This is a genomic window from Cognataquiflexum rubidum, from assembly GCF_022538115.1.
GTDB classification, from domain to species: domain Bacteria; phylum Bacteroidota; class Bacteroidia; order Cytophagales; family Cyclobacteriaceae; genus Cognataquiflexum; species Cognataquiflexum rubidum.
In genome coordinates this window covers 150240-164876 of sequence record NZ_JAKZAL010000013.1, presented here as the reverse complement: position 1 = coordinate 164876, position 14637 = coordinate 150240, and the positions used below count along the sequence as shown (strand labels likewise).

The following is a 14637-nucleotide window of genomic DNA, read 5'->3' as shown; positions in this document are numbered from 1 at the left end:
TTTGGCTAATTTGATGGGAAATTGTAAGTATAGTTTCCGCCAAAACAGATCTAGTTTTTTTAACCACAGATAAAAAAGATGAACACAGATCTTGTGTCTATTTTTGAAAGTCTTGGATCTTGTGTCTTGAATCTTATGTCTTATTTTGTTGTCGGGTAATCAAGTCTTGAATCTTGTGTCTATTTTTTAGTCTTGCATCTTGTGTCTAGCATCTTTTTTTAGTTGTCAGCGTGAAAAAACCCCGAAGGGGTAACATATTTATAGAATAAAATGAAGTGTGAAATTGAATATGGTTTTGGCTAATTTGATGGGAAATTGTAAGTATAGTTTCCGCCAAAACAGATCTAGTTTTTTTAACCACAGATAAAAAAGATGAACACAGATCTTGTTTCTATTTTTGAAAGTCTTGGTACTTGGTACTTTATACTTTGTACCCAATTCTTCTCGGCTCTCGCTACTTGGCTCTCGTTTCTCGTTTCTCGGCTCTCGCGTCTATTTCCCCGCTTCGTACTTGGTACTTTGTACATGATACCTTGTACAAAATTCCCCAAATCCCCTACTTTTCCCACCTACCAACTGTGACTGAGAACTGATCACTGAAAACTGCGACTGATAACTGCCAAATTCCCCCTCCCCCTTACCGAATTCTCCCCCATCTCCGCCGATTTCTAATTTTTATAGAAATGTTTATAAAGTGTCTTTAATTCTAAAGGATATTATCTAATTTTAAAACACTTGATACTAGGGTATTAGCCAAACAGATGCTTGTATTCAAGTCTTTTAATCCATCCTGAAAAGGATAAAAATCTAGGTAGTTTTTTGTGATTAGCCAAACAGAACCGATCCCTGCCCATATCAAACCACACCAATTAACCATTTTTCATTTTATGAGATCATTATTAGCCAATCCTGATGCCTTATTCAGGTTCCAAAAAATCCTCCTAACTTCATTTACGCTTTTATTCCTGGGGGCAGTGTACATCCTCTTCGGGGAAGTCGCAGACAAATTGGAATGGAATGAAACTGTGTATGTACTTGTCCTTATCATGGCCGCTTCTTTTGGAGTATCCATAGCTTGGGCAAGGATAGAGTATTCCAAAGTCCGTTTGCTGATGGACAAACTCCAATCAGAAGAAAAAAACAAAGAATCCTCCCTCCAACACAGACTCAACCAACTCTCTTTCAAAGAAAAAGAAGTACTCAATCATATCCTTGCAGGAAAAAGCAACAAAGAAATCTGTGCCACCCTCTTTATCGAGCACAGTACCCTCAAGTCCCATATCAACCATATATACAAAAAATTGGAAATCAATTCCCGAAAGGAGATCGTATTGGCCTTGAAATAGGTGTTTTTTACGGGAATAAGGATAAATCAACCTTTTTTCAACCTTGTATATCGTAATTAGTTGCTTTTTCTAACCTAATATTCACACTTGAATAAACGATCAAGAAAGTTAAAGTCCCCTGAGAATTTCAGGAAAGTTAAATTAAATGAAATCTTATTGTAAAAAATCAAAATGAAAAAAGTCATCTTAAATTCAGCACTAATAATTCTTTTAAGCACAACAATCCTAAGTGCCCAAAATGGATTTAAAATCCTAAATCAATCCACGAATATTATCGAGGAAAACCAAACATCCCAAGTTATTCGTGGAAAAAATGTTTATAAAACAATAGAGATAATTAATTGGAATTATTACGATAAAATTAAAAAATCGAAAGAAAGTGAACTGAATTATTTAAAAAACGAGCTTTACTCTAATTCTGATGGATCAGATGGTAATCCTCCTTTCCACCCGGACACCGTTAAAATTAAATCAGAAAAGACAAAAATTCTTGAAAAAGAAATTAAAACATTAGATTTCAAACAAGATAGTTTATATCATCTTTATACAAAAGATTATTTGAAATTCAAGCGTATCAATATCCTGAATTTTGGTCCCGTTCGTTCAGGGGCATTTTTTGATATAATATATGTTGATGAACAAAAAAGATTTAAAACTTTTACTAATGCAGGAATAAACTTTAGCTCAAATACAGCTTCTATTTTTACTGAAATAGTAAGTGGAAATTTAGGTTTGTTTAGAGTAGGTTTTGGTTCAATGGTATCAGGAAATAATAATGACAACAGAGAGGAAGGAAAAATAGAGGAAGCTTATCAGCGTTTGGTAACCTATGGTGGTAATACTGTATTAAATCTTGAATACCCATTAATTTATTTTCATTCTAGAAATCAACAATATAATCTAATTTCAAGATTAATAGGAAGAGGAACAGCCGATTTACCCGCATTTGGTACAACTACTGATAAATGGGCAGGTAGTGGATCCTTTGGAATTGACATTTATGGAGATGCCTCCGTAAGTAATAATGAACTTCGTTTTTATTTCAATTATAATGTTAATAAAATTTACGGAACAGATGTTTTTCGAGATAATCTTGGGATTGCAAATGCAAATTTTTCATTTGGACAACTTGCATTAGGAATTGTTCTTTTGGAAAATATCAAAATCTCATTCATAGTGGCTACGTTTAGTTCAGAAGACAGTTTAAGAAATAAAAATGTAGTTGCAGGAGGACAAGTTGTCAGATAATTCTTAAACTTTATTTTATATTTTGAAATTACTTTTTAAATTCCAATTATTAAAATTATGAAATCAGGCCCTACTAGCTATATAAAAATGAGTTACTTTCTTTCAAGTAGGGCATTGGAAGAATTGGATATTCTTTCTTCAACTCTGGAAACTAAGGAGTTACTAATTGTAAGCAGCCCAACATTTAGGTTTTATAGAATCTCACTTCAATATGTTTTTGTAATTGAAATTCTGAAATTATTGGACAATCCTCCAAAAAAAAAAATACCCTCAACAGAATGAGGGAAGTTTGGAAAAATTTCTTATTGAAATTCAAGATCTTACTGATGAAAGAAAAAATGTATTCATTAAAGAGATTAATGAGTTTAGAAATGGAGCAGAATATTCATTTCTAATTAAATGGCGGGATAAAAAACTGGCCCACTTTGATGGCGATTTCGAAATCTCACCTAATTCTATTCCTCTGTTCAAAGATTTAGAAATAAAGGAGTTCAGCCTATTTCTAGAAAAAATCAAAGATTTGACCATCCGAATATTTGCCATCGCTGGAGAGGATTTCCCAGATCTTTTTCCAAGAAGTAATACAAAAGGATTCTTAAAAAATTATGCTAAATAAAAAATGACCCATCTTGGCTGAATCTTTTTAATACCGTCCCACTCTATTTTTCAATCTTCAATTTTCTAATCTCTCCCTACCTCTCCCCCACCACTTCCCTCCCATTCCAAGCCTTTAAAAAGTAAATCCCGAAAGGGAATCCGGATAGGTCGATGAAGGTTTCTTGGGTTTCGACTTGTTGTTGGAAGATAGGTTTGCCCATGGAATCGAAAATATGGATCTCAATGCCAGCTTGGGAAAGGTTGATTTGGAAGATGCCGTTGGAGGGATTGGGGGCGACGGTCAAGCTGAATTTGGATTCTTGTTGGCACAGGGATTACTTTTATAGGCAAAAGTAATATTACTCTTCAGAGCTATCTCTGTAATTTTTCAATCCTATATGAATAGGTGAACTGGGCATTTTTCCTTCTTTTATTCCCTCAACCAGCTTTTCCCGAGAAATCCCAAACTTATCACTTATGTAATGATAATGAGGTGTTCCGCTATTCCAGCTTTCTTTCCCGGCTAGGGCTTTATAGGTTAAATAGAAACAATGCCACTCATTTCCTCTATCCAAGAAGTTGGCAACAATCTTTTTCCTATGATTTATCACATTTTTGAGTTCTCCTTCTGTTAATGAGGTTTCACCGATAAAAGTGACTGTTTCTTGATCTTCATTCAGCTCAATAATTATTGGTAACTGCGATTGCTTTAAATTACCTGGAAGTTTTTCTGAAGTATATCTGCTAAAAGTATATCTAAATTCACTAAATGATTGAAAAATAAGCTTAAGTAGAGAGTTCCTATTAAAAAATTTCCCTTTTAACAATCTCAGTTGATCATTTTTCTTTTTGGAGGACAATAATTCTAAAAAATCTTTATCCAGCTCCTCCTCCGTAATTTTAACAAAATGTGCCTCCCAATCTTCTATCAATTTTTTATAAAAAACTTCATTCTTGATTTTCTCTGGATAATCTTTGAGCTTATCAGCCAATAAATCCTGCATTCTATAAAATGAGGATATAAAGGAAATTTCTTTAAAATAATTTATCGGGTTAACATATTCAACTTTGTCGTCTATGAACATTCTGTACCAACTGCCATCATCTTCGTAGACTTTAAGCATTTTCATATTTACCTTTTGTTTTTATGAGATATTTCCTTTTCCAAAAACATTTAAAATCAAATTTCTCTAAATTAAAACTTTTTGAAATTTATTCTATCCTTACAGTTATCAATTTTGCACATTCTCACGAAACATCTTTAATGTTCATTAAGGGATGGAAGATATTCATTCTATAAAAATCAAATATCGAATTCCGGTGAGATCTAGGTTCCCTAAAACAAAAGGCACAAATCAAATCACAAAAATCTATTGACCTGATTAGGGTAAAGGCTTTTCTTAATTTCAAAATTTATCAATTTTTCAATCTCTCTCCCTACCTCTCCACCACCACCTTCTTCCCTACCACTTCCCGCCCATTCCAAGCCTGTAAAAAATAAATCCCGGACGGAAAGTCTGATATATCTATGAAGGTTTCTTGGGTTTGGACTTGTTGGTGGAAGACGGGTTTACCTGTGGAATCGAATATGCTAATTTCAGCGCCTGCTTGGGAAAGGTTGATTTTGAAGATGCCGTTGGAGGGATTTGGGTACACGGTCAGGCTGAATTTGGATTCTTCTTGGCAAGTCACCCGGATTATTTTGGAATAGGCAAATGTCCCATCGAAATCGGTTTGTTTCAAGCGGAAATATGTGGTTCCGGGGATTGACTCCAAACCTTTGAATTCATATTCCAATTGGACTTCACTGTTTCCGGCACCGTCTATTTTCACAACTTCCACCCAGTTTTTGGCATCCAAGCTTCTTTCGATGGTGAAGAAGTCATTCTCTTTTTCTTGGGCTGTAACCCATTTCAGTACCGTCTTTCCATCCTCACAGCTTCCTTCCCATGTTATCAGGTCAACAGGCAATGGGGTAAAAGCTGCATCTGTTGTCCCGAAAGTAAATCTCCGGGTATCTGCCAAAGCAGTCACTCCGGTAAATTGATAAATATCCCCACCCAAATCTATCGCTCCCGAAATGGCTGTTTCATCCTGAAATGCCCCATCATTATCAGTATCGACTAGCAATACCAAGTCATCCACATCGATAGCACCCAATCCATTCAAGTCTACCCGCAGATCTATTGCGCCTACATCTACTGCAGCTCCCGCAGTACTTCTTTCACTGACACGCCACACCCTATTAAACCTCGCTTCCACAATCCCAGGAACATCGATAAACTCTGTTGCTTGTGCGATGCCGTTGTCATGACCCCACATCAGAAACTCATTGTCGCCAAGATTGGATGCATTCAGGATTCTGACCAATCCTGTTCCTTGGGCATCCAAATGCATATTTGAGACGTCAAATCTACCAATCCCGGCCACCTCATGGTCATAATTGCCATTTGCCGGATCGTCCATGACATATACGTCATTGATACCCAATACAATATTGTATTTGGCGGAAAGGTAGTTGTTGACAATGATTCTCTCTGCAACATTAACGGCGGTTCTATATTGGATAATCTCAGCCATATTTCCTCCAAAAGGGCGGTTATTCCCGATGTGGGTCGCGCCGATTACCAAAGGGGAATTGTTAGTAGGTATAGAGGTTGCGTTTTCTGTCCAAGTGATAACGAGGTTTTCGCCATTATACACCCTCGACCTCTGCCCAATAGGTGAAGTTCCGTCATATCTTACAGATAAAAGCCAATTTGCACCATTTGAAAAACCCGTTGGTCCTGTTGTAAACCTGTTGTCAAGGTTGACAATATCCACATTTAAAAAGTTGCTATTAAAGAAAAAGACCATGTAAGAGGCATTATCATCTACATTTACTCTTTTCGAAATAATGACACGTGCATCTCCCAGAGCGTTCCTCCTGGTGACGGTAAAAATGGTAAGTCCTGGAGTACCGTCAAGATTGAAAGGGTTAAGGTTTCTTAGGAAATCGTTTTGGCCTGCCGTGAAGTTATTGTCAAATTCTATTACGGGATAACCATTCATCAATCCTGAATAAAAAATAGGTTGCTGAGCTGCATTTGGCTGCTCGACATGATTGCCATTCCCAGATTGGTCAAGCCAAATGCTGACTTGATCACCGTCCGCGTAATTGCTGCCATCAGCCCTCAGCCAAAGAACATTGTTGGTAGCATTCCCAACTCCACCCGGACCTGTTTGGGCAGGGGACCCAATTGGCATGCAAAAGCCCAAACAAAAGATCCCTAACCACAAGGTCCAAAAATTTATATGATGGGGGTCAATCGTGCGGTTAAAATTGGCCACTAGTTAACTCGGTTATTTGGGTTTAATTCAGGACCAAATGAAGAAAATCCGGAGGATTGGATGATTTCCTTTTCTTTGCAAAGATCAAGAAAGATTGACGTAAGAAGTATTCAGATTTTAAATTAGGCTATTTTTCTAAAAAAGGCTTAAAAAAAAATACATTTCTGAAAATCCTTTTTCCAATTATCCATTTTTAATTCAATAAACACTGCTTTTCTAGCGAGAAGGCAAATATCAAAATCATAACGACCTTGATGGTATTAAGTTTTTTTTGGCCTTTTGGGAACCTTACCATCACCAACCCTTAAAAACCAAAAAACCATTGACCCTTTTCGGCCAATGGCTTTTCTTCATTTATAAATTTTTCGGAGTCTCTAATTTTTAAATTTTTCAATTTTCCAATCCCTTCAACCTTCCAACTTTTCAAACCTTGTAACCTTTTAACCTTTTCCCCTCAATTCACAATCTTAATACTCCCGCTACTCACTTTTCCGGTGACGGTGCTGGAGGCGCCATTGTTGAGGTTGAGTTTGTCGTCAGAATCCTGTTCCCCTACCCTGACGCTGCCGCTGTTGGCTTTGAGGTCAAAGTTAAAGGCCTTAAGGTCAGAAGATGTCTGAATGCTGATGCTGCCGGAGTTGGCCTGAAGCGAGGTCCTGCTGCCCAATCCTGAGTTTTCGGCATTGATATTCCCCGAACTGGCGGTCAGGTCTCCCAATTCGGTGACGTTAATGAACTTCATGCTGCCGGAGTTGACTTTGCCATCCACGACACCTTTGACGTCTTCCAATTTCAGACTTCCTGAGGAAGCGACCGCATCGATATCTCCGACGACTTCCTTGAGTTCAATACTGCCGGAGTTGACCTTGGTGTTGACCTTTCCGGTCAGCGCTTCTCCTTTGATACTTCCTGAGGAAGCATTGAGGTTGATAACACCGACTTCAAGCGCCGTGGCTTTGATACTGCCGGAGTTGACTTTCAGGTCGATGACGTCGTGAACGACATTGAGGACTTCGATCGAACCCGAACCGTTGACCAGGTTGAGTTTGATGTCTTCAGGACCGGTAAGGCTGATGTAACCCTCTGTCTGATTACCAAAGTTCCATCCAATGTTTTGGTCACCAATCACTTCGATGGTGAGTTTGGAACCTGATTGGCGGTAGGTGATTTCTATACCCGAACTCTCTGCGGCTTCAAGAAAACCGTTGAGGTAAACGTCCGTTTCTCCTGATTTTCCCTCATACGTCACTTCGAGATACTGTCCTTCGAGTTCTATTTCTTTGACACCTTGGAAGGTTTCTTCATAGTCGCGGGTGACGGTTTTCTCCGGTGCACCGCAGGATGCAAGGAGAAAACCGGTTCCCAATATCAAGCCTATTGATTTGATTCCCTTATACATTGTCGCCTGTTTTGGTATTGACATTTGGGAAATAGTTGGTATTGTTAGACATCATGGACAGCGTCTCATGTGCCACCTTGATGTTGTATTCGTAAGCAAGACTTTTGTAATTGACCAAGTCTACAATGGTACCGATAAAGCACAATCCCAGGGTCAGGATGTAGAGGATACCCAATCCGATCTGTCCGAGGATAAAGCGGTGGAGTCCGGCAAATCCGAAGAAACCGAGCAAACAAAGGATCAATACCATTTGGTTGTCTTTTCTTCTGGCGCGATACACTTGGGCAAAAAGATTTGCCTGATCGTCATCCATATTTTTCAGGATTCCCTGAATGTAACCCAATTCCATACCTTCAAGCTCCGGAAGGTGTCTCAATACATTAGCCATAGTGATTAGTAGTTTTAAAGTGTCTGATTAATTCGAAAATTCGGTAACCGATCGCACCAAAGGCAAACATGGCTAGCGGATGCATGGACCATGATGCTGCAATGTCCCCTTTGGTCAGTAGACTCATGGCCCGTCCCAATCCACATCCCGGACACCAATGGAAGCCTAGGTTCTCCAAAGGGCAAAGGGTGAAATGCTGGGCGCCATAAGGGTCAATGAACAGGATGCCGATAAGGGCTCCGATCCAAAAGACCAATTCCAAAGGGAATGTGCGGATGAGGGTATCGATTCTTTTCATTTGAATCTGAAAGTACGAAAAGAATGCCATAAGGTAAAAAGCGCGATTTTAACCTAAATTAACGTATTCCTAAAATGTCCTGACACGCACACGGACAAAAAAGTGTTCGATTATGAACGCTTGGGGACCGGGAGGTTTAACCTGAGTTCCTTGCCGAATTGACTTTTACTCTGTTCCAAAAACTGGGTCCTGGTTTTGAGATACGAGGGATTTCCTCCGCTTTGTTTCAAAAAGTTAAAATCCAACACCAAAGCATAGACACTTTTGGGGAGTTTTGCTTTTTCTTTGATCCCCAAAACACCCGCCACTTCCTTTCCTACAAAATAGGCGACCAAGGTTTCGGAGAGTGAAGACAAGGCGGAATCGGGAATGGACTTTTCATAAAAACCGAGCAAAGACCTGATCAAGGTATTTCCGGCTTCCGAAGGTCGGACGTGGCGTTTGCGGATGAGTTTCTCCAATTCAAAGGATTCCTTGGCAGTTTCCGGCCAATAGGCAATCTCAATTCCCAAATAATGGCCGATGATTTTCCAATAATGCAAAACTGCCTCGTGGGTTTCCAAACCCGGGAATCGGTTGAGCTTCTCCATTCCCCGCATCACCAACAAGCTAAAGGCTAGGTTGGTACCGATCATATCTTCCTGATTGATGGGCAATCCCCAATCCGGATTCCAGTCTTTGGCATACTTGGAAACAAAATACCGGCTGAAGGCATGGATCAACCGCACCTTCGCAATGGTCAACAACGACTTATTCTCTTCGATAAATGTTCCGGGAACAAAACAATCCAACAGGAACAAGGCAGTCTCCGAAAGCCGCATTCCCACTTCTTCGGTGATTCTTTTGGAGCGGACCAGGACTTGGGCACCGTCAGCGAAAGCATAGCAATAAGGCAAAGAATAAAAACCCAAAAGTGACAGGTAGAGATTTCCTTCTTTGTCAAAAAAATTCTGAGAAGTTCTGATTTTTTCAGGGGAAATAAAATCAGGTTGAGTATGAAAAAATTGAATAAAGGATTTCAATTCCTCCGGAAAATTAACCGACTCTTCGACGGTGGGAAGAACCTTCCAAGAATTGATTTTTTCGCACCAATCAGGTTGGTTGACCAAAAAACCAACTGCCTGATCTGCCAAGCTATCGCCGCTTGACCTCAGCGCATCCAGATTTTTATTGGTATATAAACTTAATTTTCCCACCTTAGTCTAACCCCGATTTTGTAATTTAGTTTCCGAAAACTTATGCTTATGCATCTCAAATTACGATTATCCTTTATCTCGCTCTGTATTTTACTGTCAATCAATGCTTTTGCCCAAGGCAGTTTTGACCTCATTGCCATAGATGTCAAAAAATCGGGTGGAAAATTGGCTATTGATTACAATACTATAACCTTGATTACCAACAGACCGCTGTATGACAATCAGCCTGCTTTCATCAATGAGGTTCAGATGGCGTTTTCGGCGGTGGATGAAAAGGGAAACAACGATATCATCATCTACAACTTTGAGAAAGATAAGTTTACCAACCTCACCAAGACTTCGGACAGGAATGAATTTTCACCTTCCCTGACGGATTGTGGTCTGTATGTATCAGCAGTGACCGTCGAACCGGACGGCAAGCAGCGCCTGTGGCTTTACCCCACCAATTTTGGGGAACCGGAGTTGTTGTACGACGACATCGAACCGGTGGGCTATTACGATTGGTATGACAACAAAGCGGCTATGTTTGTCCTCGGCCAACCCAATAAACTCGTCTATCCTTACAGCAAATCCGAGCTGTTCACTATCAGCGAAAACGTCGGTCGATCGGTGAAAAAAAGACCGAAGACCAGCATAATCACCTTTATCGACAAAAACGTCAGCAAAGAAGTGGATGGAGTGAAATCCTACGCCATCAAAGGATTTGATATTGAAAAAAGAACCCACACCGATTATGGCTTCACTTTCCCCGGTTCGGAGGACTTCATTTGGCTTGACAACCAGCTTCTCCTGATGGGCAAAGGAAATGACCTCTATGTCAGAAAAGCGGAACAAACCGAATGGGAAAAAGCGGGTTCCATTTTCCTGGAAGATTATCAAAACATTACCCGAATGGCCTATTCGGCTGATTTGAAGAAGTTGGTGGTGGTGATGGAGAGGAAGTGAGGTGGGAATTTGGGAAGTGGGAAGTAGGAGGATTTAACGGATGACCGATGACGGATGACCGATGATGGGAGTTGTGGAATAATTAAAGAATTGGCATAGAAATTAAAATTTCTAGGACTAAAGATCTATGAAATTGCCTCTCCTAATCAATAATGTCCAAAACAAAGTATACCTATCATTGTCATTTCGAGCAGAGGGAGAAATCTTAAAGAAGTTGGAGATTGGGAAGTGGGAAGTTGGGAAGTAGGAGGAATCATTTTTGAACAAAGAATTGAGTAACAAGTATCAAAACAAATTCCAACAGCCTTTTAAAACATCCAAAATCTTTCTGATTCATTGGCAGGCTTTGCGAGAAGGATAATGATGAATACAGCCGAAAGGATCAAAGTCCCGAATAATAAAGCAAACATGGATATGGTTTTGGCCCTGTCAAATACCCTGACTCTAGCCTTGACGATATGTTGTAATTTTACCTCATGGTACTTGTCTTTTGGAAATTCCAACCGAGGCCGTTCCGGAGTGATATAGCCCGAAATACTTTCCTTCGACTTTTTATCTACCAAAAAATAAAACTCTGATTTGTCCAGCAAAGTGAGGTGGTATTCTTTGTTTTCCTGAAAATGTACCAAAGTATCATATCCCGAAAAAGAAACGTATGGAGGTAGCCTGTATATCTTGGACAAGTCCTCGTACCTAGTACAAGACAAGGAAAAAAGTCCAAAAAACAGACAGAGAAGTTTTAGTTTGTCCTCCATAGTTCGGGTCGTTTTATTTACCTGATAAAATTAGAAAGAGGGTATTACTTGGATCGGGCATTCCAAATTTTAAATAATTGATTTGAACCACAATGATTTTTTATTTTATTAAAAATCACTTTTCCCTATTTTTTCATTGGAATATTCACTGATTTTCATCTAAAATAGAATCCAACACCTTTTAAAAGAAAAAAAGAAACCTTCGATTCCTTCGGTGATTTTGGTTAAAAAAGTAACTTGTCAAAATAAGACACAAGATGTAAGACACAAGATGAAAGACTTGATTCCTCTAAAACAATGAAAACCCGACAACGCGAAGCAGACAACAATTACAACAATAAAATTGAAAGAGATTCTTCACCTTCGCAGGCTACGGTTCAGAATGACGGCGCCCCAACTTGACAACCTGACAACGCGCAGCTGACAACAATTACAACCATTACAACCCAACAACAATGAAAACCTGACAACAATTAGGACAACCACTACAACAAAAAAAAATCTATCCCCGTAGTTAAAAGAATCCTCCCAAACCATGTACTACCTCAGCCAAATCAACCTTCCTTCAGGACCACAAACCCACTTCCCTTTTACCTTACCGGCATTCAGGGAGTTGAGTTCCATGTCATTTAATACCCCTGTCACGGTTTTTGTTGGAGAGAATGGGTCAGGGAAATCTACCTTGCTTAAAGCATTGGCAATCAAGCTTAACCTTCCTGCCATCGGAAGCAATGATTTGGAAAGGGATGAAACGTTGGAAGGTGTAAAAGCATTCGGCGAAGCCATCATTACTTCTTGGAAGAAGAAGGCTTATCGGGGTTTCTTTTTCAGGGCCGAGGATTACTTTGGATTTGTAAAGCGCCTCAGGAATATCGACCAAGAATTCAAAGGAGACATTGTGGATTTTGAAAAGCAATTGAGCGGCACAGGCTTGAAGTTGGCCGTCGGTGCTGTCCATGGTCAAAAGGAAGCTTTGCTTCGCAAGTACGGGGACCTGACAGAAGTCTCCCACGGAGAGGGATTTTTGAAAGTATTGCAGGGAAGGTTACAGGCAGAAGGAATCTATCTGATTGACGAACCGGAAGCTGCGCTCTCGCCACAGCGGTAGTTGGCGCTTTTTTCTTTGATCAAAAATCTGTCAGAAAACCACGGTTGCCAGTTCATTATTGCTACCCACTCTCCTATTCTGATGACCTTGCCCAATGCGACGATTTATCAGTTTACAGAAAAAATACAGAAGGTCAATTACGAAGACACAGAGCATTTTACGATCATGAAAAACTTCCTCAACAACCCTGAGGCATTTTTGAGGTATTTGTAAGGAGCACTTATATCAAAATAGTCAAACTTAAAAAGCACCTCCAAAGGCCAAAATATAGAATACAAATATAAGGGCAGCCGCTCCTAATGGAATCCCAAGTGTCTTACCCAAACTGAATTTCTTGAGCTCAATTTGCTGGATGTCCTCTAAGGGAATAGAAGAATTATAGTGCTCGAAACTACCCGAAGCAGCGGAATCACGGCGGATTTCACCAAAAATCTGACTGTCCTCCACCCTTTCAAATACTAAGTAAACCTTAGAGCCATCTTTTTTGGTGATCTTGACCTTATCTCCAGGTTGGAGAGTTTCCAAAGGTATTCCTGAGGATTTATCCGGTCCTGAAGACTGAACCACATTTTTATAGGAGGTGCAGGAAAACAGCGAAAAGCTGAAAACCAAAATCAAAATAACATAAATTCTCAATATGCTTTTCGTTGTACTTGAGGAAATAACAGCCATAAACGGAATAAACGGAGATGAGAGATCTTAATAAAGTGACTTCCAATAAAGTTAAAAGTATACTTGATTTCTTTTTGTTTTTGGTTCCAATTTTTCAAAATAACGATAGCTTTTACTTTTTACTGACTTTGATAAATGCATCAAAATCATATTCAAACTGCTGGTTTCAAATTATCTTTTCCTGATATCTAATATCAGAATATTGAAATTTTGTTGCTTGAATAACTGTGGGAAAATGAGTTAGTTGCCATTTAGAATTGGATAAAAACCTTCCGGAAAACCATTATTGCCCTTGATTAATTCTTTAAACTAAGTGCATTATTTTATCATGTTAATAGCCGGTAAATAGAATACTAAAAGTATAACTCCAGATATTGCCCAAAGTACGACTGCCCGTAAATCCTTTCTTAAAACTTGAACCTTTAAAATTTTTTCAAATGGGATATCTAAATCATAAGGTTCTGTATTTCCTAAAGCACTGTGGCCCGCCCAGACTTCCCCACGAAGGATTTTTTCCTCAAAAGAACCATAGTACATATAATATTTTTCTCCGGAGATAAGTTTTACCAGGATTTTCTCTCCCTTTTTGATTTTATTGAATTCGCTTTCTGCAACAAAATAACCTTCTTGGTTTACTTTACTTTTTGGTTCCAATTTTTCTACATTTCTATAGCTTTTGCAGCTGAGAGTCAAAATAATCAGCACAAATATCAAATTCAATGAGTTCTCTGTAGGTTTCCTTTTCATGACTTTAAAAATTTGGTTAAAGGTAGGGGTCCTTCGCTATCCAAAAATTTGTAGCCAATCATACAAAAACCATTTAGCTTCAACACTTTGTAGCACACTTTTTAACCTGCAATTTAACGCCTTATTGTTTACCTGATATTACGGGTATGGAGAACGTCACAATTGTGAATATGAAATAATCATTGCGATATAAAAACCAACCAATATTCCCACAGGTATTCCTATCGTCAATCCTGGATCAAACCTCAAAACCTTTATCTTGTAGATTTTTTCTAAGGGTATTTCCAGGTTAGAAGGGTTTATTTTCACCCGAGGACCATAGACAACCCAAACCTGCCCGCGTAAGATTTTTTCCTCAAAAGAAGCGTAATACATATAGTGTTTTTCTCCTGAGGTAAGTTTAACAAGGATTTTTTCTCCCTTTTTGATTTTCTCAAATTCACTTTCTGCAACAAAATAACCCTCTAGGTTTTTTTTCATTTTCGGTTGCAGTTTTTCGACATTTCTATAGCTTTTGCAGCTCACTGTCAGTAGGAGAAATATCAAAATCAAATTCAATCCGTTGGCTTCAAATTTTCTTTTCATGGTTTCTTCATATAAAGTTTCCA

The 14637-nt window shown here is 38.9% G+C and carries 18 protein-coding genes; 7 read left to right on the top strand and 11 right to left on the bottom strand.

Annotated elements, in window-relative coordinates:
* Positions 1–887: 887 nt before the first annotated feature.
* The 4 genes from MMU05_RS14920 to MMU05_RS14905 all read left to right on the top strand — a co-directional run bounded on the left by MMU05_RS14920 (position 888) and on the right by MMU05_RS14905 (position 3210).
* Positions 888–1346, top strand: a complete 459-nt coding sequence (locus MMU05_RS14920) for a response regulator transcription factor (RefSeq protein ID WP_241142475.1) — start codon at positions 888–890, stop codon at positions 1344–1346.
* A gap of 171 nt (positions 1347–1517) precedes the next feature.
* The gene (locus tag MMU05_RS14915; protein WP_241142474.1) at positions 1518–2594 is read left to right on the top strand and encodes a hypothetical protein; all 1077 of its coding nucleotides are present in this window, start codon (positions 1518–1520) and stop codon (positions 2592–2594) included.
* 57 nt (positions 2595–2651) lie between these two features.
* A complete protein-coding gene (locus MMU05_RS14910; RefSeq protein WP_241142473.1) occupies positions 2652–2876 on the top strand; it encodes a hypothetical protein in 225 nt (74 codons plus the stop codon).
* Between the two features lie 7 nt (positions 2877–2883).
* Entirely contained in the window at positions 2884–3210 is a 327-nt protein-coding gene (locus MMU05_RS14905) for an AbiU2 domain-containing protein (RefSeq protein WP_241142472.1), read from the top strand.
* A gap of 76 nt (positions 3211–3286) precedes the next feature.
* Here the strand turns inward: MMU05_RS14905 and MMU05_RS14900 are convergent, their stop codons facing one another.
* From MMU05_RS14900 to MMU05_RS14870, 7 genes are all read right to left on the bottom strand, one after another.
* Positions 3287–3496: a T9SS type A sorting domain-containing protein gene (locus MMU05_RS14900; RefSeq protein WP_241142471.1), complete on the bottom strand. Its 210-nt coding sequence runs from the start codon at positions 3494–3496 to the stop codon at positions 3287–3289.
* 54 nt (positions 3497–3550) lie between these two features.
* Complete coding sequence (locus MMU05_RS14895) at positions 3551–4321, bottom strand: hypothetical protein (protein WP_241142470.1); 771 nt, start codon at positions 4319–4321, stop codon at positions 3551–3553.
* A gap of 307 nt (positions 4322–4628) precedes the next feature.
* A complete protein-coding gene (locus tag MMU05_RS14890; protein ID WP_241142469.1) occupies positions 4629–6437 on the bottom strand; it encodes a T9SS type A sorting domain-containing protein in 1809 nt (602 codons plus the stop codon).
* A 538-nt stretch (positions 6438–6975) separates the two neighbouring features.
* Entirely contained in the window at positions 6976–7920 is a 945-nt protein-coding gene (locus tag MMU05_RS14885) for a DUF4097 family beta strand repeat-containing protein (protein ID WP_241142468.1), read from the bottom strand.
* Complete coding sequence (locus MMU05_RS14880; RefSeq protein WP_113924798.1) at positions 7913–8308, bottom strand: TM2 domain-containing protein; 396 nt, start codon at positions 8306–8308, stop codon at positions 7913–7915. The genes MMU05_RS14885 and MMU05_RS14880 overlap by 8 nt, the downstream gene beginning before the upstream one ends.
* Complete coding sequence (locus MMU05_RS14875) at positions 8301–8636, bottom strand: DUF2752 domain-containing protein (protein ID WP_241142467.1); 336 nt, start codon at positions 8634–8636, stop codon at positions 8301–8303. The genes MMU05_RS14880 and MMU05_RS14875 overlap by 8 nt, the downstream gene beginning before the upstream one ends.
* Positions 8637–8716: 80 nt before the next feature.
* Positions 8717–9802: an oxygenase MpaB family protein gene (locus tag MMU05_RS14870; RefSeq protein WP_241142466.1), complete on the bottom strand. Its 1086-nt coding sequence runs from the start codon at positions 9800–9802 to the stop codon at positions 8717–8719.
* A gap of 48 nt (positions 9803–9850) precedes the next feature.
* Between MMU05_RS14870 and MMU05_RS14865 the strand changes: the two genes are divergently transcribed.
* Positions 9851–10747 (top strand): hypothetical protein, encoded by an 897-nt coding sequence (locus MMU05_RS14865; protein ID WP_241142465.1) that lies wholly within the window; start codon positions 9851–9853, stop codon positions 10745–10747.
* 308 nt (positions 10748–11055) lie between these two features.
* On the opposite strand, the gene MMU05_RS14860 is transcribed toward MMU05_RS14865, so the two are convergent.
* Complete coding sequence (locus tag MMU05_RS14860; RefSeq protein ID WP_241142464.1) at positions 11056–11502, bottom strand: hypothetical protein; 447 nt, start codon at positions 11500–11502, stop codon at positions 11056–11058.
* A gap of 535 nt (positions 11503–12037) precedes the next feature.
* Between MMU05_RS14860 and MMU05_RS14855 the strand changes: the two genes are divergently transcribed.
* Entirely contained in the window at positions 12038–12610 is a 573-nt protein-coding gene (locus tag MMU05_RS14855; RefSeq protein ID WP_241142463.1) for an AAA family ATPase, read from the top strand.
* 15 nt (positions 12611–12625) lie between these two features.
* Positions 12626–12823 carry a hypothetical protein gene (locus MMU05_RS14850; protein ID WP_241142462.1) on the top strand — a complete coding sequence of 66 codons (198 nt, stop codon included), beginning with the start codon at positions 12626–12628 and terminating at the stop codon, positions 12821–12823.
* Between the two features lie 27 nt (positions 12824–12850).
* Here MMU05_RS14850 and MMU05_RS14845 read toward each other — a convergent pair whose 3' ends face one another.
* The 3 genes from MMU05_RS14845 to MMU05_RS14835 form a co-directional block, all read right to left on the bottom strand.
* Positions 12851–13282, bottom strand: a complete 432-nt coding sequence (locus MMU05_RS14845) for a hypothetical protein (protein ID WP_241142461.1) — start codon at positions 13280–13282, stop codon at positions 12851–12853.
* A gap of 318 nt (positions 13283–13600) precedes the next feature.
* Positions 13601–14029, bottom strand: a complete 429-nt coding sequence (locus MMU05_RS14840; RefSeq protein WP_241142460.1) for a hypothetical protein — start codon at positions 14027–14029, stop codon at positions 13601–13603.
* Positions 14030–14185: 156 nt separating this feature from the next.
* A complete protein-coding gene (locus MMU05_RS14835) occupies positions 14186–14614 on the bottom strand; it encodes a hypothetical protein (protein ID WP_241142459.1) in 429 nt (142 codons plus the stop codon).
* Positions 14615–14637: the final 23 nt, after the last annotated feature.

Excerpts from the sequence above, each read along its gene's own strand:
- MMU05_RS14865 (WP_241142465.1), top strand. The coding sequence starts at position 9,851 with ATGCATCTCAAATTACGATTATCCTTTATCTCGCTCTGTATTTTACTG.
- MMU05_RS14860 (WP_241142464.1), bottom strand. The coding sequence starts at position 11,502 with ATGGAGGACAAACTAAAACTTCTCTGTCTGTTTTTTGGACTTTTTTCC.
- MMU05_RS14915 (WP_241142474.1), top strand. The coding sequence starts at position 1,518 with ATGAAAAAAGTCATCTTAAATTCAGCACTAATAATTCTTTTAAGCACA.
- MMU05_RS14920 (WP_241142475.1), top strand. The coding sequence starts at position 888 with ATGAGATCATTATTAGCCAATCCTGATGCCTTATTCAGGTTCCAAAAA.
- MMU05_RS14910 (WP_241142473.1), top strand. The coding sequence starts at position 2,652 with ATGAAATCAGGCCCTACTAGCTATATAAAAATGAGTTACTTTCTTTCA.
- MMU05_RS14875 (WP_241142467.1), bottom strand. The coding sequence starts at position 8,636 with ATGGCATTCTTTTCGTACTTTCAGATTCAAATGAAAAGAATCGATACC.
- MMU05_RS14835 (WP_241142459.1), bottom strand. The coding sequence starts at position 14,614 with ATGAAAAGAAAATTTGAAGCCAACGGATTGAATTTGATTTTGATATTT.
- MMU05_RS14855 (WP_241142463.1), top strand. The coding sequence starts at position 12,038 with ATGTACTACCTCAGCCAAATCAACCTTCCTTCAGGACCACAAACCCAC.
- MMU05_RS14885 (WP_241142468.1), bottom strand. The coding sequence starts at position 7,920 with ATGTATAAGGGAATCAAATCAATAGGCTTGATATTGGGAACCGGTTTT.
- MMU05_RS14880 (WP_113924798.1), bottom strand. The coding sequence starts at position 8,308 with ATGGCTAATGTATTGAGACACCTTCCGGAGCTTGAAGGTATGGAATTG.
- MMU05_RS14840 (WP_241142460.1), bottom strand. The coding sequence starts at position 14,029 with ATGAAAAGGAAACCTACAGAGAACTCATTGAATTTGATATTTGTGCTG.
- MMU05_RS14890 (WP_241142469.1), bottom strand. The coding sequence starts at position 6,437 with ATGCCAATTGGGTCCCCTGCCCAAACAGGTCCGGGTGGAGTTGGGAAT.
- MMU05_RS14845 (WP_241142461.1), bottom strand. The coding sequence starts at position 13,282 with ATGGCTGTTATTTCCTCAAGTACAACGAAAAGCATATTGAGAATTTAT.
- MMU05_RS14895 (WP_241142470.1), bottom strand. The coding sequence starts at position 4,321 with ATGAAAATGCTTAAAGTCTACGAAGATGATGGCAGTTGGTACAGAATG.